At 66.9% G+C, this 16564-nt stretch carries 12 protein-coding genes; 8 read left to right on the top strand and 4 right to left on the bottom strand.

The window, feature by feature from the left end; genetic code table 11:
- Positions 1-30 precede the first annotated feature (30 nt).
- A complete protein-coding gene (locus ABT392_RS00155; protein ID WP_334279311.1) occupies positions 31-3609 on the bottom strand; it encodes an alpha-1,6-glucosidase domain-containing protein in 3579 nt (1192 codons plus the stop codon).
- A gap of 165 nt (positions 3610-3774) precedes the next feature.
- Between ABT392_RS00155 and ABT392_RS00150 the strand changes: the two genes are divergently transcribed.
- From ABT392_RS00150 to ABT392_RS00130, 5 genes are all read left to right on the top strand, one after another.
- Positions 3775-5286, top strand: a complete 1512-nt coding sequence (locus tag ABT392_RS00150; RefSeq protein WP_334279312.1) for an AMP nucleosidase — start codon at positions 3775-3777, stop codon at positions 5284-5286.
- Between the two features lie 69 nt (positions 5287-5355).
- Positions 5356-6519, top strand: a complete 1164-nt coding sequence (locus tag ABT392_RS00145) for a GGDEF domain-containing protein (RefSeq protein ID WP_395384442.1) — start codon at positions 5356-5358, stop codon at positions 6517-6519.
- 154 nt (positions 6520-6673) lie between these two features.
- Positions 6674-7177, top strand: coding sequence for a GNAT family N-acetyltransferase (locus ABT392_RS00140; protein ID WP_395384443.1), 504 nt, complete (start codon positions 6674-6676; stop codon positions 7175-7177).
- Positions 7174-7785 (top strand): GNAT family N-acetyltransferase, encoded by a 612-nt coding sequence (locus tag ABT392_RS00135; RefSeq protein ID WP_395384444.1) that lies wholly within the window; start codon positions 7174-7176, stop codon positions 7783-7785. The genes ABT392_RS00140 and ABT392_RS00135 overlap by 4 nt, the downstream gene beginning before the upstream one ends.
- Entirely contained in the window at positions 7751-9391 is a 1641-nt protein-coding gene (locus ABT392_RS00130; protein ID WP_464970870.1) for an acyl-CoA dehydrogenase family protein, read from the top strand. Before ABT392_RS00135 ends, ABT392_RS00130 begins: the two co-directional genes overlap by 35 nt.
- A gap of 11 nt (positions 9392-9402) precedes the next feature.
- On the opposite strand, the gene ABT392_RS00125 is transcribed toward ABT392_RS00130, so the two are convergent.
- Together ABT392_RS00125 and ABT392_RS00120 are read right to left on the bottom strand one after the other, a co-directional pair.
- Positions 9403-10197 carry an alpha/beta hydrolase gene (locus ABT392_RS00125; protein ID WP_395384445.1) on the bottom strand — a complete coding sequence of 265 codons (795 nt, stop codon included), beginning with the start codon at positions 10195-10197 and terminating at the stop codon, positions 9403-9405.
- Entirely contained in the window at positions 10194-11375 is a 1182-nt protein-coding gene (locus tag ABT392_RS00120; RefSeq protein WP_395384446.1) for a PQQ-dependent sugar dehydrogenase, read from the bottom strand. The genes ABT392_RS00125 and ABT392_RS00120 overlap by 4 nt, the downstream gene beginning before the upstream one ends.
- A gap of 111 nt (positions 11376-11486) precedes the next feature.
- Between ABT392_RS00120 and ABT392_RS00115 the strand changes: the two genes are divergently transcribed.
- Positions 11487-12710, top strand: a complete 1224-nt coding sequence (locus ABT392_RS00115; protein ID WP_395384447.1) for a vanadium-dependent haloperoxidase — start codon at positions 11487-11489, stop codon at positions 12708-12710.
- Here the strand turns inward: ABT392_RS00115 and ABT392_RS00110 are convergent.
- Positions 12707-13594, bottom strand: a complete 888-nt coding sequence (locus tag ABT392_RS00110) for a DUF2785 domain-containing protein (RefSeq protein WP_395384448.1) — start codon at positions 13592-13594, stop codon at positions 12707-12709. The genes ABT392_RS00115 and ABT392_RS00110 overlap by 4 nt on opposite strands.
- A 176-nt stretch (positions 13595-13770) precedes the next feature.
- Here ABT392_RS00110 and fusA point away from each other — a divergent pair, with 176 nt between their 5' ends.
- Both fusA and ABT392_RS00100 read left to right on the top strand, forming a co-directional pair.
- Positions 13771-15867, top strand: a complete 2097-nt coding sequence (fusA, locus tag ABT392_RS00105; RefSeq protein WP_334279322.1) for an elongation factor G — start codon at positions 13771-13773, stop codon at positions 15865-15867.
- A gap of 34 nt (positions 15868-15901) precedes the next feature.
- Positions 15902-16501: a hypothetical protein gene (locus ABT392_RS00100; protein ID WP_334279323.1), complete on the top strand. Its 600-nt coding sequence runs from the start codon at positions 15902-15904 to the stop codon at positions 16499-16501.
- Positions 16502-16564 lie beyond the last annotated feature (63 nt).

The following is a 16564-nucleotide window of genomic DNA, read 5'->3' as shown; positions in this document are numbered from 1 at the left end:
ATCGCCGTTGACTTCGCTCAATTTTGCGTCCTAGTTGAGCACCCAAACCAGGGCCGAGCGTGCTGGCACCACGAAGCGGCCGCTGCCCGCATCGAAGCTGGCCTCGGCCGCCACGCGCCGGTCGGCGGCGCCCGGCGCCAGGTGCACCGGGTGCAGCTGATAGGCACGGCCTTTCAGGGCATCCACCGTCAATGTCTGCGCCTGCTTGTCGGCATTGACCAGGTAGATGATTTCCTTGAAGCCGGCGCCGGCATAGCCCGTCCCGTCGACGCGCGCCGCCAGCACGGTGGGCAGCTGTGCAGCGCCGGTATTGAGAAAGGACAGCCGCGCCTTGATGTCGTCGGCCGTGCGCAGCCGCAAGAGCGTGGAGCTGGCGCGCAGCTTCAGCAGGTCGCGGAAGGCGTCGCGGGTCCAGGCGATCTCGCTGGCCGTGGGCTTGATTGCCGCATTGGCCAGCAAGGGCTTCATCACGGTCCAGCTGTCCTGGTTCTCCGTCTTCATCGGCAGGCCGGTACCGAAGAAGTTGTCGGCATGGCTCCAGTCCAGCCGATTGAACCAGTCGCCAGCGTCGTAGCTGTTGCGGTCCAGCGACTTGCTGCGCAGCGTGTCGACACCCGCGTGAAAGTACGGGATGCCCTGGCTGAACATGGTCAGCGCCGCGCCCAGCATCTGCACGCGTGCCCGGTCCTCGCGCGAAGTGGTGATCGGCAGCTTGTAGGCGTTGGTGTCGAACAAGGTCTGGTTGTCGTGGTTCTCCACGTAGTTGACGACCTCGGACGGATCGGTCACGAAGCCCGCGCCATTGAGCTGGTCCAGCGTCACTTGAGCATCCCAATGTGTCTTCATCGAGAAGCTGCGGATCGAGCCGGCCAGGCCGGCCTTGATCAGGTCGCCCTGCCACATCAGGTCGGCCTTGCTCTTGCCGCCACCCTGCGCGTTCGGGTCGAACCAGAGGCCATTGATCCAGCCCTGGTTGGCGATCAGTGCATTGCCCGAGTCAAACGGGCTGCCGCCACGCACCGCGTCGCGGATGAAAGGATTGAAGCTGCCGATGCCCGAGCCATTGAGGCTCCACATCGAGGCCTGTACGAAACGCGCGCCGTTCTCCACTTCGCCGAAGTTCCAGCCTTCACCCAGCAACTGCACCGGGCGGCCGGCGGCCGCAGCCACCTTGCTCTTCAGCTGCTCCATCACGCTGCGCGGCTGGTGGCCCATCACGTCGAAGCGGAAGGAGCTGATGTGATAGTCGCGGGCCCAGACGATGGTCGAGTCGACCATCAGCTTGCCCATCATCAGGTTCTCGGTCGCCGTGTTGTCGCAGCAGGTCGAGGTCTCGATCGCGCCGGCCGCGTTGTAGCGGTGGTAGTAGCCGGGCACGATGCGGTCCAACACCGATTTCGCGTTCTGGCCGGAGGCGGTGGTGTGGTTGTAGACCACGTCCATGCCCACGCGCAGGCCGGCGGCGTTGAGCGCCATCACCATCTGGCGGAACTCGAGCACGCGCTTGGCGCCGTCACTCGCATCGCTGGCATAGCTGCCTTCAGGCGCGGTGTAGTGGTACGGGTCGTAGCCCCAGTTGAAGCAGTCGTTGCCGGCGCTGGCGGCCACGGCGGCTTGCTGTGTCTCTGCATCGGCTGCGCCCGTGGGAACCGGCGTGGAACAGCCGGTTTCCGGCACGCTGGCCAGGTCAAAGACGGGCAGCAGGTGCACGTCCGTCAGGCCGGCATCCGCCAGCGCCTTCAGGTGCTTCATGCCGTTACCGCCGGACTCGGTGAAGGCGAGGTACTTGCCGCGGTTGGCTGCGCTGACGGTCGGGTCATTGGCCGAGAAATCGCGCAGGTGCAGCTCGTAGATGCTCATGTCCGGCGCGGCCGCGACCTTGGCCGGCGGCGTGCTCTGGTCCCAGCCCGCGGGCTTCAGCGCGGCGGCATCGAGGTTGGCGATATAGCTGCGGCGCGAGTTGTCGGTAAGGCTCAGGGAGTACGGGTCGGTGACCAGATTGCGCACCAGGCCCGTGCCGCGCGCGAAGACTTCGACGGCGAACTTGTAGTACTTGCCCGAGAGGTCGCCGCTCTTGGTGATGCTCCAGATGCCGGTGGCCGGGTCGAAGGCGAGCTTGTCGGCTGTGCTCGCGTCGGCCGTGCCGTTCGCATAGGTGAACACGGTCACCGACTGCGCCGTCGGCGCCCAGACTTTGAATGTGGTGCTGCCGTTGGCAATGCGCGCGCCCAGGTCAGTCACATTGGCTGCGGCCGCATAGAGATCGTCCAGTGCGCCGGCCACTTGCGCCGTGGTCGCGTTCTGCACATTGCCGCTGGCGTCTTCCTGCACCAGCAGCACCTGCTTCTTCAGGAGATCGGGCAGCTGGGCCAGGTCAGCAGTCTTCACGCTCATCACCGCGCCGGGCGCGACGAACTTGAATCGCTCGGCCAATGCCGCAGGCACGGCGCCACTGAAACGCTCCAGGGTCAGCGAGCCCTCGGCGCCGGCCACCTTGCCGTCCTTGGGCGCGACCGCCTGTCCGGTGGAAGAGTAGTAGAGCTTCACGGTGCCGCTGCCGTCGACTCTCGGCCACTGGATCAACTGCCTGTTGAGCCAGAAGGCCCGCGCATCGGTGGTGGAAGCGGAGCGGGTGTCAGGCGCCGCCAGGTAGACGGTCGCGTCCTGCTGCACCAGCCAGACTTCAGCCATCTGGTTCTTGACGACGAGGCCTCCGAAGTCGATGCGGATGTTGTCGCTGCGGCCGTCCTTGTCGTTCTCGTTGGGTGCCTGGCCGTGGATGATGAATTCGAGCGACTTGCGGCTGGCGTCAGCCTTCGGATTGAGCACAGGAATGTCGAACACCACCTCGCCCGCAGCCGCCGCGTAGGCAGGCATCTTGCTGAAGGCGGCCGCGGCATTCCACTGCTCGATGGCCACGCCGGGCAGCCTGGATGAATCCAGGCCGCTGCCATTCCACAGATGCAGGCCCCAGGCCGCGTAGTTGGCATCGAAGCGCTTGTAGTGCACGCGAATCGTCGTCAGATCCGGTGCTGCCGCGCCGAGCGGATTGGCCGTGTAGCTGGCGCCATCGCCCTGGATGCGCCAGATCTCGTTCTTGCCGGCTTTCAGCACGTACTTCTGGTCAGTGCCGCCATGGTCCTTGTCGTCGCCCTTGTGGAACAGGTAACCGACCTCACCGCTGCTCGCGGCCAGCGGCACCTCGAACACCACGCCGAAACTGTCCGTGCCAGTCGCGTTGTTGCCCACGCCCCAGCCAGGGTCCTTGGCCGCGCCCCAGCTGTGGAGCTGCCAGCCGCTGTAGTCGGCGGCCGTGCGGCGGTAGTGAACGGTCAGCGTTGTCGGAGTTTCGCTGGTGCCTCCGCCACTCCCCGCTGGATTGACCGCCTGCGCCTGAAGTAACGTCTGGAAGCCATCGCCATTGCCCAGGGCCAGCAGCGGGTCCACCGGAGCCGGCGGGGTTGGCGTCACCGGCGTGCTGCCGCCACTGCCCGACGAACCGCCACCTCCGCCGCCACAGGCGACCAGGCAGGCCGTGGTCGCAACGAGCAGGGCGGCGCGCCGGGCGCACGAGGCCCAATGGCGCAGGCGGGAGGCGGCTGCAAGCATGATGGATGTCTCCGTCAGAGGTCTTTTTGGTCTGGGCCCGGATCGTAGTGAAGTAAAACTACATTCAAAAGATCGTGTTTACCCCTTGAATTTCATGAAACTCATTCGTAACAAGCGCACTTAAGTACCAAAACTACAGCCAAAAGCAGCGCCACAATCATTGCCATGAGCCCTGCCGCCCCCTTTTTTGCGCCTCAATCCTTCACCGACGCCACGGCCGCTCTGGCCCAGGTCCAGCAGATCTACGAGACGGGTGTCCAGCATCTGCGCCAGGCGCTGCGCACTTTTGTGCAGGGGCAGGATCCCGGCCCGGTCCGGGCTTGCTATCCGTTCGTACGGCTGAGAGCGGGCAGCGTGCGCCGCGTCGATTCGCGGCTGGCCTGGGGTTTCGTGGCGGGGCCGGGCGTCTTCGAAACCACGCTGACCGAGCCGCGCCTGTTCGGCAACTACCTGCGCGAACAGTTCGAGCTGCTGCTGGGCAACCATGATTCGCCGCTGGAAGTGGGCAGCAGCCACGAGCCGATACCGCTGCATTTCGCGCTCGGCGAAGAGGCGCATATCGAGGGCGAGCTCTCCGTCGAGCAGCGTGCCCGGCTGCGCGAGATCTTCGACCTGCCCGACCTGGCTGCCATGGACGACAGCATCGCCAACGGCACGCTTGAAGCGGCGGCTGGCGCCGCCCAGCCGCTGGCACTCTTCACCGCGCCGCGCATCGACTATTCGCTACAGCGCCTGCGCCATTACAGCGGCACTTCGCCGGCACATTTCCAGAACTTCGTGCTGTTCACCAACTACCAGTTCTACATCGACGAGTTCGTGCGCATGGCCCGCCAGCTGATGGCCTCGGCCCCCGACCCGGCAAGACCCGACCCACTGGACGACTGCATCGCCTTCGTGGAGCCCGGCAACGTGATCACCCGCCGCGTCGGCCTGGCGGCCGAGCCCGCCGATTCGCTGGGCGTGCCACCACCGCGCCTGCCGCAGATGCCGGCCTTTCACCTGCTGCGGCGCGACAGCAGCGGCATCACCATGGTCAATATCGGCGTCGGCCCGGCCAACGCCAAGACCATGAGCGACCACATCGCCGTCCTGCGGCCCCATGCCTGGCTGATGCTGGGCCACTGCGCGGGCCTGCGCAACAGCCAGCAGTTGGGCGACTACGTGCTGGCCCATGCCTATGTACGCGAAGACCACGTGCTGGACGAGGACCTGCCACTGTGGGTGCCCATCCCGCCGCTGGCCGAAGTTCAGGTCGCACTGGAAACCGCGGTGGCCGAGGTCACGCAGCTGCAGGGCTTCGAGCTCAAGCGCGTGATGCGCACCGGCACTGTCGCCTCCACCGACAACCGCAACTGGGAGCTTTCGCCCAACAACGCGCAAGGCGGGCCCGAGCGCCGCTTTAGCCAGAGCCGCGCGATTGCGCTGGACATGGAAAGCGCCACCATCGCCGCCAACGGCTTCCGCTTCCGCGTGCCCTACGGAACCCTGTTGTGCGTCTCCGACAAGCCTCTGCACGGCGAGATCAAGCTGCCCGGCATGGCCAATCACTTCTACCGCGAGCGTGTCGACCAGCATCTGCGCATCGGGCTGCGCACCGTGGAGCTCTTGCGTGCCGCTTCCCTGAGCCGGCTGCACAGCCGCAAGCTGCGCAGTTTTGCCGAGGTGGCTTTTCAGTGAAAAGCGCCATAGGCGGCGCGCCCGATTGCCACCACAATCGCCGCACCCCAGCCGCCGACAACGCCCCTCATGCAACTCGACGTCAACACCCTCTTCAGCCTGCTGCTGATCCAGGCCCTGATGCTGGCCATCATGCTGCCGGCGCTGATGGGCTGGCGAGCGGTGAGCATGGCGGCTCGGTTCGTGCAGGCCGCGGCGGTGCTGCAATCGCTGGGCTGGGCCGGCATCGTGCTGGCCGGGCAATGGCCGGGGCGCTGGGTCTATGCCGCTGCGCTGCTGTTCCTGAGCGCCGGCTTCAGTGCGCTGTGGTGGGCGCTGCAGGCCTGGGTCGGGCAAAGGCCGGGCCGCTGGCTGATGCAAGGTCTGCCGGTGGCGCTGCCCTTGCTCTACATCGCCGGCTATGACTACCCGGCCTTGCGCACGCTGTGGGCCAACGGCGTGCTGGCCGTGCAGCTCGGCCTGATCTGTCTCGCGCTGGCCTGGCCGGCCAAGAACCTCGAACGCTCCAGCCGCCGCTGGCGCGTGCTGCTCCTGCTGGCCCTGCTGGCTGTGGCGGCACTCACAGCCTGGCGCGCCATCCTGGGCTTGCAATCCGGCGACCCGGCGATGGAACTGCACAGCAGCCATCCACTCAACATCACCGCAGCGGTCTTGAGCCACATTGCGCTGCTGGCCTGCGCAATGTCGGTCCTGGTGGCCTGGCGCGCGGAGACCGAAACAGCGCTCAAGCGCCTGGCGCAGACCGATGCGCAAACCGGCCTGTGCAACCGCCGCGCCTTCAGCGCCCGGTCGGTCGACATGATCTCGATGGCCCGCCGCCACAATGAACCGCTGGCGGTGATGAAGCTGGACCTGGACAACTTCAAGGCGATCAACATCCAGCATGGCGAAGCGGCTGGCGACCAGGCCATCGCCTTGTTCGGCAGTTGCCTGCAGGAGCAGATGCGCCTGGGCGATCTGGCAGCGCGCGTCGGTGGCCAGGAGTTCGCTGTCGTGATGGCGCGCTGCGAAGCGCAGGGTCCGCAGGCGCTCGACCTGCGCATGCGCGCGGCCCTGGCCGAGCGCGCGCCCAAGGAGCTTGGCTTTGCAATCTCGTTCAGCGCCGGCTGGGCCAAGCTGCGCCCTGGCGACCGCAGCATCGAGGACCTGATGCCGCGTGCGGTGGCCGCCCTTTATGCCGCCAAGGAAGCGGGCAAGGGTCAGTTGATGGCTGAGCCAGGCATCGAAGAGTAGCTGCAGCCATCGACAGCTGCAAAAGCTGGCATGGGGTTTGCACGGGGGTTCTCATCGAACCGAGGGAGTCCCGATGCTGCATTTCGCCAGCCCCCAACAAACTGCCGTTTCACCGGAGTCGCGCCGCACTCTCCAGCCGACCCAGATCCTGAAATTGACCGGGTCTGACAGCCATTGGCTGCCGGCCCTGGCCGAGCTGCTGGTGGACAACGTCCATCAAGGCGCCTGCCTGGGCTTTCTGGCGCCACTCTCGCGCTTTGCCGCCCTTGACTACTGGCACCAGGTGCTGGCGCGCCTGGGCCCCCATCAACAGCTCTGGATCGCCTGCGAGGGCGAACGGCTGCAAGGCAGCGTGCAGCTCTCGCTGTGCCCTCGCGCCAATGCTCACCACCGCGGCGAAGTCCAGCAGTTGATGGTGCACAGCCGTGCCCGCGGCATGGGCTGGGCCGGGCGCCTGATGGCCCGCGTCGAATGCGCCGCGCTGGCCCAGGGCCGCACGCTTCTGGTGCTGGATGCACCGGCGGGCACCCAGGCTGAAGCCGTCTACCTGCACCTGGGCTGGCAACGCGCCGGCGAAATCCCGGGCCACAGCGCCTGCGCCGATGGCGAGCTGCTGGCCGCCGCCCTCTACTTCAAGCGACTGCAGCATCCGAATTGAATCGCGCCAAACTGATACCCAAGATGGAAGACCTGAACCCTGACGAGCCCCAGTTGCTGAGCATCGCCAGCGGCAAGATCGCTCGCAGCTGGCTGGCGCGCCTGAACGCCCTGCTGGTGGACGCTGTAGACCAAGGCGCCTCGATCGGCTTTCTGGCGCCGCTGAGCCCTCATGAGGCGAACGACTACTGGGAAGACGTGATTGCCCGCCTGGGCCACGAGCAGCGCCTGGTGCTGCTGATTGCTGGCCAGCGCCTGCTGGGTTCGGTGCAATTGAGCCTGTGCAGCCGCGCCAATGGCCGCCACCGGGCCGAGGTGCAGAAGCTCTTCGTGCACAGCAGCGCGCGCGGCCACGGCCATGGCCGGCGTCTGATGCGCGCGGTGGAAGCTGAAGCCCGCGCCGCCGGGCGGAGCTTGCTGGTGCTGGACACCGAAGCCGGCTCGCTGGCTGAAACCGTCTACCGGCGCCTGGGCTGGAGCCATGCCGGAGAGATTCCGGCCTTTGCCGCAAGTCCGGATGGCGAGCTGCGCACGACTGCGCTCTACTTCAAGCTCTTGAAGCTTGGAGCAGCCAGTGAGCAGCAGCCCTCCCGACGGCACATGGCATAGCCACGAAGTAGCGAACCAGGTCGATGAGCTGAGCGACTACCCGCTCTTCGACACCGACCTGGCCTTGCAGGAAGGCCTTGCGCGCAACAGCGCCCGCTGGGCCGCGCCGCAAATGCAAAGCTATGGCGAGCAACTGGGCCGTGCCGAGACCTATGCGCTGGCCGAGGTCGCCAACCGCCACACGCCCGAACTGCGCACTTTCGATGCCCGCGGCCGCCGCATAGACAAGGTCGACTTCCACCCCGCCTGGGATCAACTGCTGGCGATGTACCGCAGCCAGGGTCTGGTCTCGATGAGTTTTGAAATCTCGCAGCGCGCGGGCCGCTGGAGCGCGTTTGCCGCCGGCTGCTATATGCATGGCCAGGTCGAGGCCGGCACGCTGTGCCCGGCCACCATGACGCAGGCCGCCATTCCCGTGCTGGCGCGCGACCCGCAACTCGCCGCGCTCCTGCCGCAGCTGCGCTCGACCATGCACGACCCGCGCGACCTGCCGATGGCGCAGAAGAACTCGCTGTGGATAGGCATGGGCATGACCGAGAAGCAAGGCGGCTCGGACGTGCGCGCCAACACGACGTGCGCCACGCTTGTTGGCGGGCGTGAGTACCGCCTGCGCGGTCACAAATGGTTCTTCTCGGTGCCGATGAGCGATGCGCATCTCGTGACAGCGCAGACAGAAGCCGGCACCAGCTGCTTCTTCGTGCCGCGCTGGCGGCCCGATGGCACCAAGAATGCGGTGCAGATCCAGCGCCTGAAAGAGAAGATCGGCAACCGCAGCAACAGCAGCAGCGAGGTCGAGTTCCTCGATGCCTACGGCCTGCTGCTGGGCGAAGAGGGTCGCGGCATTCCGACCATCATCGAGATGGCCGGCTACACGCGGCTGAACTGCGTGATAGGCAGCGCGGCGATCATGCGCCAGGCGCTGGTCCAGGCCCTGCACTACACGCGCCGCCGCCAAGCCTTCGGCCGGGCGCTGGCCGATCAGCCCCTGATGCAAGCGGTGCTGGCCGACATGGCGCTGGAAAGCGAAGCCGCGGCCGTGCTGATGCTGCGCCTGGCGCAAGGTTTCGAGAACGGCGAGCGCGGCTGGCAGCGCATCCTCACGCCGGCAGCCAAGTTCTGGGTCTGCAAGCGAGCGGTGGAGCTGTCGGGCGAAGCCATCGAGGTCTTCGGCGGCAATGGCTATGTCGACAACGGCGTGATGGCGCGTCTGTATCGCGAGGCGCCGGTCAATTCGATCTGGGAAGGCTCGGGCAATGTGATGTGCCTCGATGTCTTGCGTGCTTTTGCGCGCGAGCCCGAGGCATTGCTGGCCCTGCTGGACGATTGGCGCAGCGACGCGGAGCCGACGCTGCGCGCCGAAGCGGACTCGCTCCAGACCCTGCTATCGGGCGATCCCGGCGCCCTGGAAGCGCAAGCCCGTTTGCTCTGCCAACGGCTGGTGCTGCTGGCGCAGGCCGTGCTGCTGCGGCGGCATTCACCTGCATTCCTGGCAGATGCCTTCATTGCCAGCCGCCTCGGCACGCAAGCCGGGCGCGTCTATGGCGCGATGCCAACGGGCGGCCTTGATGTCGCCGCCATCCTGCGCCGCGCGCTGCACGCGTCCTGAGCTGCAATACGCTAGGGCAGCACCTGCTTCACCGACTGCAGGTACTGGTCGAAGGTCTGCAAGTCGTTGTGGCTCGCGCCTCGGATCAGGGTCAATTGCCCTTGCGGCGCCAGCATCTGCAGCTGCTCGCTGTGCGTGGCTGGTATCAGTTCATCGCGCTCGCCATGCAAGAGCAGCAGCGGCCCCTGCCAATGCCGGAGCGAGGCTGCGGTGTCGAGCGGATAGCGCAACAGCCAGGTCGGCAGCAGCGGAAAGTGCTGGCGCATCAGGTCGACCATGCGCAGATAGGGCGAGATCAGCACCAATTGATCGGGCTTGACCTGCACCGACAGTTCGGCGGCCAGTGCCGTGCCCAGCGAGCGCCCCACGATCACGCGCCGCTTGCCCTCGTAGCGTGGCGTTATCGCGTCCCAGGCGGCCCGCACATCGGCGCGCAACTGCGCCTCGCTGTCGATCTTGCCCGAGCTCTTGCCGTAACCGCGGTAGTCCAGCATGAAAAGGTCGTAGCCGGCGCGACGATAGAAGTCGGCAGTGACGAACCAGCTCTGCAGATTGCCGGCATTGCCGTGCAGATAGAAGACCAGGCCCTTAGGCGTGTCCTGGCGAAGATGCAGGGCTGACAGCTTGGCGCCGCCGGCCACCGGGATCTGCACTTCCTGCACATCGGCGCCGAAGTCGAAGCGATGCTCGGCCGCCAAGGGCACGGGATAGAACAACATGCGCTCCTGGCGCAACCAGACCCACAAGAGCGCAGCCGCCAGCAAAAGGGCCATGCCGAAGCCCATGCGCAGCATCCAGGCCGTCATCGATGGATCCTCAGCAACTTTCCACTGTCGGTCAGCAGGAGGATGGCACCGTCCGGGGCCTGCCTCACGTCACGGAAGCGCTCGCCCAGGTCCGCATGCATGGCGGTGCGCGAGGCCACGGTGTTGCCACTCAACTGCAGACGCCACAAGGTCGTGCCTGCCAGCGAGCCGGAGAAGAGCTGGCCCTGCCATTCCGGGAACATCGCGCCGGAATAGAAGGTCAGGCCGGCTGGGGCCACGGACGTGGGCACCCAGTAGGTCAGCGGTTCCACATAGCCCGGCGCATGCACGCCGCCGCCGATGCGGCAGGCGTCACCCACCGGATCCCCGTAGTTGCAGCCATAGCTCTTGATCGGCCAGCCGTGATTGGCACCAGCGCGCGCGATGTTGATTTCATCGCCACCCTGCGGCCCGTGCTCGCTGACCCACAGCTCGCCGGTCGTCGGATGCAAGGCCGCACCTTGCGGATTGCGGTGGCCCAGGCTCCAGAGGCCGGCACGGGCACCGACGCCGAAGGCCGGGTTGTCGCCGGGCATGCTGCCGTCGCGGTTGATGCGCACCACCTTGCCCAAGGTCTGTGCCAGGTCTTGCGCGGGGCTGCCCAGTTGGCGTTCGCCCAGGGTCACGAACAGCGTCTTGTCACGTGCGAAAACGAGTCGTGATCCGAAGTGGCCGCTGCCCGTGACCTTGGGCGCCTGGCGGAAGATCACCGCCACTTCGGTCAAGGCATTGCCGGTGAGCTTGCCCCGCGCCACCGAAGTACCGGCCTTGCCTGCCTCGGCGCCAGCGCCCGGCTCGGAGAAGCTGAAGTAGACCCAGGGCGCGGAGGCGAAATCGGGATCGATGGCCACGTCGAGCAGGCCGCCCTGACCGGCTGAAGCCACAGCGGGCACGCCGGTGATCGTCGTCGCCGCGCCTTGACCGCTGGCGGCGAGGCGCACGAGGCTGCCACCCTTCTGCGTCACCAGCATCTGGCCGTCGGGCAGAAAGGCGAGGCCCCATGGGCTTTGCAGGTCGCTGCGCAGCGTCGTGAGTTGTGGCGCCGTGGGGTTGGGTGTGGGAGTCGGCGTCGGGGTAGGAGCCGGCCCGGCCGTAGCCCCGCCGCCACCGCCGCAGCCAGCGATCAGCCACAGGAGGGCTACCAGCAAAGTCCAGGCAGATTGGCGAGCTTGTTTCATGTCGATCGAGCTTCAGGCCCCATGGAGCGGTGAGCCAGTCTAGGTCAGGGGCTTGCGCCGGTGAGTGACCAAGCGTACGTTGCGTACTCTTTGGCACGGAGGCTAGGCAGGATGAAGAAGCTGCTGCTCAAGATCGGCTGCATCGCCCTGCTTTGCAGCGGCCTGGTCGCTCGCAGTGCCGAGCCCAGCATGGTGCTGGAATGGGCCGCCCAGGCCACGGCCACCATCGAGACGCTGCCCACACCGCGCCAGCCACGCGCCGGTGTGATGGTGGACTTGGCAGTGTTCAATGCCTTGAATGCCATCGAGCCCCGCTACCGGGGCTACGGCCCGCCGCTGGAGGCCAGTCCGCAGGCCCTGCCCGAGGCTGCAGTGGCAGCCGCCGTGTGGGGCGTGCTCAGCGCCGAACCGCAAGCCGAGCACGGCACCCTGGCTCGGGCCTACACGGATGCGATTGCCCGCTTGCCCGAGGGCGCCGCTCGCCAGGCAGGCATTGCCCTGGGGCTGCGAGCCGCCCAGGCCGTGCTGAGCCTGCGCGCCGGCGATGGCTTCGAGCGGACCGAAGGACCGAAACCAGCCGCCGCGGCCGGCGTGTTCCAGCCACCGGCCGGCCGCAGGTCCGGCTTCAGGATAGACAAGCACCCCTTGCCACCTTTCGGCATCGCCCGGCTGGAGGCCTTCGAGCCCGGCGCGCCGCCATCGCCCGAGAATGACCTGGGCAAGCGCGAGCTGGCTGAAGTCAAGGCGCTCGGCGCCCGACAGAGCGCGAACCGCAGTGCCGACCAGACGGCTGCCGCGCTCTACTGGAACTCCAGCCCGCCAAGCGACGAGCATGAGTTCGTCAAGACCCTGCTGGCCGTCAATCCGCTGCCGCCGCTGGAGACGGCACGCCTGCTTGCCTTGCTGTCGATGAGCGACTTCGACAGCCGCCTGCTGGGCAGCCTGCTGAAGCTGAAGTACCAGCGCTGGCGGCCGCAGACCGCGATCAGCAGCGAGTTCACTCCCGCGGCACAACGCGATGCCAACTGGGAGCCCTTGATGCGCACACCCAGCGATCCGGAGTACCCCTCGGGCTACGGCCTGTGGGCAGGCACGGCCGATGCGCTCTATCCGCTGATGCAGCCCAAGACCCTTCAGCGCTTCAACTCGGCCACCGGACAGACGCGCAGCTGGGCCAGCGTCGATGCCCTGGCCACGGAGATGGTCAACTCGCGGGTCTGGGGCGGTGTGCATTTCCGCAGCTCCGTCGAGGCCGGGCGGCGGCTGGGTCGGCAGGTGGCCGAAGAGATCCTGGCCACGCAATTGCAGCCGCTGGTGCGCGCTTCGGGCAACTAGCCGAGCTGTTGCAAGGCCGCGCGCACGGCGGGCAGCAGGCGAGCCTTCAGCGCTTCATCGCGTGATTCGTTCAGGCTGAAATAGAGCGGCCAGAGGAATTCGCGGGCGTTGTGCATGCGGGCCAGCATGGCGGCATCCGGGTTGGCCTTGGGCATGGCTGCGGCCAGGGTGCTGCTGAGCCATTGCTGCCAGTCGTCCGCCGAGACATCGCCACGCCAGGCCGCAAACAGGGCGGGCCGCGCCAGCCGCTGACCTTCACCGAACTGGTAGGCATGGGCGCCGCCGGCCAGCACCTGGCTCGCCACCGCCTGCAGGATGCGGCGCTGCGCTGCGGCGTCCAGGCCCGCGTTCAGGCTCAGCTGCATCAGCAGGTCGGCACCATGGGCCACGCCATGGCGCCAGCCCTCGCCAGTGATGAAGCCGCGCCTGTCTTGCACGCCCGCCAGGTAGGCGCAGGCGCGCTCCAGCAGGTCCTGGCGCTGAGCCGGGCTGAGGAAGGGCTGCAGGCGGTCGACGCGAGCGATTTCAGCCAGCGCCAACGCCGCGAAAGGCGCGTGAAAGCCCTGACTGACATCCGGGCCGCTCAAGATGGGCAACAGGCTTTCGCGCAGGGTTTGCAGCGTTTCGGGCTTCAAGGCCTTGGCGCGCATCCATTGCGAGAGCAATTCGAACCCCAGGCCGTCGCGCAACGCGGGGTCCGGGCTGGCCAGGCAACTGGCCAGTTGGAGCGCCTGGGCCTGCAGCATGACCAGCTCGGCCTGGCTGGCTTCGGGCTTCAGGGCGTCGCGCAGCTGGGTAGCGGAAGCGGCAGGGCATGCCGCCTGGGCAGCCAGCGGAACCACGGAAGCGGCAAGCAGAATCAGGTTGCACAAGCGCAGGCGCATCGGTTCTCCATGGGCGGGGGCGGGTCTGGCCGGCCATTTTGAATGAGGCCCGCCGGGCGAGTCAGAAGCCACGGCTTCTTCCTCTTGTGCACCCTGCTCGCATGCCCTACCCTGACCGCACAAAGCCGGGCTTCGCGCCCGCAGCAGCTCGGGTACGCAGACAAAGGAGCGCAACCATGTCCAACCCCAGCAACAGCTCCCGCGGGAGCGCCAGCAACGGCAGCCCAGGCAGCGCCGGCGGCAACCTGGAGGCCATCCGCACGGTGGCCCTGGTCGGACCGGCCGGCGCGGGCAAGACCAGCCTGGTGGAGGCGCTGCTGCATCAGGCGGGCGCCATCCTGAGCCCAGGCAGCGTGGAGCGCGGCAACACTGTCAGCGACCACGACCCGCTGGAGAAGCGGATGCAGCATTCGCTGCAGGCCTCCCTGGTCCACATGCAGCATGCCGGCATCCGCATCCACGCGATCGACACCCCCGGCGCGCCCGACTTCACCGGCCAGTCACTGCCAGCCCTGGAGGCCGCAGACACAGCCATCATCGTGATCAATGCGCAGAACGGCATCGAGCTGATGGCGTCAAGGCTGATGGAGACGGCCGCCACGCGCGGCCTGTGCCGGCTGATCGTGATCAACAAGATCGACGCGCCCGGCGTCAAGCTGCCCGCCTTGCTGGCCCAGCTGCGCGAGACCTTCGGCCGCGAGTGCCTGCCGCTCAATCTGCCCGCCGACAAGGGCAGCCGCGTTCAGGACTGCTTCTTCAGCCGCGAGGGCGATGCCGACTTCTCGTCGGTCGCCGAGGCACACCAGGCACTGGTGGAGCAGGTGGTGGAGGTCGATGCCGACTTCGTTGATCGCTACCTGAACGAAGGCGATGTCGATGCGCGCGAACTGCACGCACCGCTGGAACAGGCGCTGCGCGAGGGCCACCTGATCCCGGTCTGCTTCACCTCGGCCCGCACGGGCGCCGGCGTGGCCGAACTGCTGGACGTGGTCGAGCGCCTGCTGCCCAATCCGAGCGAAGGCAACCCGCCTCAATTCCTGGTCGGCGAGGGGTCGGACGCCGTGCCACTGCAAGCTGCACCGGACCCACAGGCCCATGTGCTGGCCCATGTCTTCAAGATCAATGCCGACCCCTACCTCGGCAAGCTGGGCATCATGCGTGTGCACCAGGGCACATTGCGCCGCGGCGCCCAGTTGCTGGTGGGCCACGCACGCAAGCCATTCAAGGTCAGCCATCTCTTCATGCTGCAGGGCAAGGAGCATGTGGAGATCGAGCAAGCCTTGCCGGGCGACATCTGCGCCATCGCCAAGGTGGATGAACTGCATTACGACGCGGTGCTGCACGACGCGCCGGAAGACGAACACATCCGCTTGAAGCCGCTGGACTTTCCAGTGCCCGTGCATGGCCTGGCCATCAGCCCGACGCGCCATGGCGACGAGCAGCGCATGTGGGAGATCCTCGGCCGCCTGATCGACGAGGACCCCTGCCTCAAGGTCGAGCGTACCGGTACGACCAATGAAACCGTGGTCTATGGCCTGGGCGAGCTGCATCTGCGCATGCTCTTGGACCGGCTGCGCGAGACCTACAAGTTCGAGGTCACCACGCAGCCGCCTCGCATCGCCTACCGCGAAACCGTGTCTTCGCCGGCCGAAGGCCACTACCGCCACAAGAAGCAATCGGGCGGCGCGGGCCAGTTCGGCGAGGTCTATCTGCGCATCGAGCCGCTGGAGCGCGGCGCGGGTTTCGAGTTCGTCGATGCCGTCAAGGGCGGCACGATTCCGGGCCAGTTCATGCCCGCGGTCGAGAAAGGCGTGCGAGCGGCGCTGGACAGCGGCGTGGTCTCGGGCAACCCGCTGGTGGACGTGAAGGTCACCGTATTCGATGGCAAGCACCACTCTGTGGACAGCAAGGAAATAGCCTTTTTCACAGCCGGCAAGCGCGCCTTGATGGCTGCGGTGCGCGAGGCGCGGCCCCTGGTGCTGGAGCCCATCGTGCAGATCGAGATCAGCGCGCCGGAGCATGCGATGGGCGATATCACCGGCGACCTCGCCGCTCGGCGCGGCCAGGTCAACGGCACGCGCTCCAATGTGCCCGGCATCATCAATGTGCAAGGCCTGGCGCCGCTGGCCGAGCTGGCGAGCTACCAGACCCGCTTGAACGCGATGACCAGTGGCCAGGGCCGCTATACAGTGGCGCTCTCGCATTACGAGCCGGTGCCCCCCAGTACGCAGGCAGCGCTGGTGGCGGCGCACCGCACGCAGGAGGAAGAATAAGCTCCTGGTCAAGGGAGCTTTATCATTGCGCCCCATGTCATCCGCGCACCGCGACGTTGCCCAGATCCGTCTGGACAACGCCCTCCTCCTGTTCGAGGAGTTTGTTTCCGCCACCATCAAGCATCCAGATGCCGCAGCCTTGCGCGGCCTGGAGCGGCGTTTTGCCGAACGCCTGCAGATCCAGCCCAGCTACTGGAGCCAGATCAAGAGCCGCTCGCGCCAGATCGGCGAACGCCTGGCGCGCCAGTTCGAGCAGCTCTGCCACAAGCCTCCAGGCTGGATGGACCAGGAGCATCAGGCTCAGGCCGGCCTTGCTCTGGCTGAGCAAGACAACTTGCCCAATCTGCCGCAAGACGATGACGAGCGTTTCATCGTCGGCCTGGTGCTGACCTACTATCGCCGACACCCCCAACGCGCCCGCACGCGGCTGCTGGATCTGCTGGGCGAAGTGCTGACGCCGGCCGCTTCCGGCGGGTCCTCCCTGGCCGCAAGCCCAGCAGCAATCGCAGCGGCAGCCGGCAAGCCCCTGCCGCCGCCGGCCACGAGAAGCACCCCAAGCGGGCAGGCATCCGACGTCGATGAATGGCGCCGCCTGCAGCAGGGCATCGCGCCCCTGAAGCCCAAGAAGCGCTGACGGTGCCTCCCTAACTTGTTTATCAAGTTAGATAAAAAGTACTTGCGCAAGATAATCAATTGT

The organism is Paucibacter sp. JuS9 (genome assembly GCF_044043925.2).
In the GTDB taxonomy this organism is placed as follows: Bacteria; Pseudomonadota; Gammaproteobacteria; order Burkholderiales; family Burkholderiaceae_C; genus JAUASW01.
This window is presented reverse-complemented; position numbering and strand designations above follow the sequence as displayed.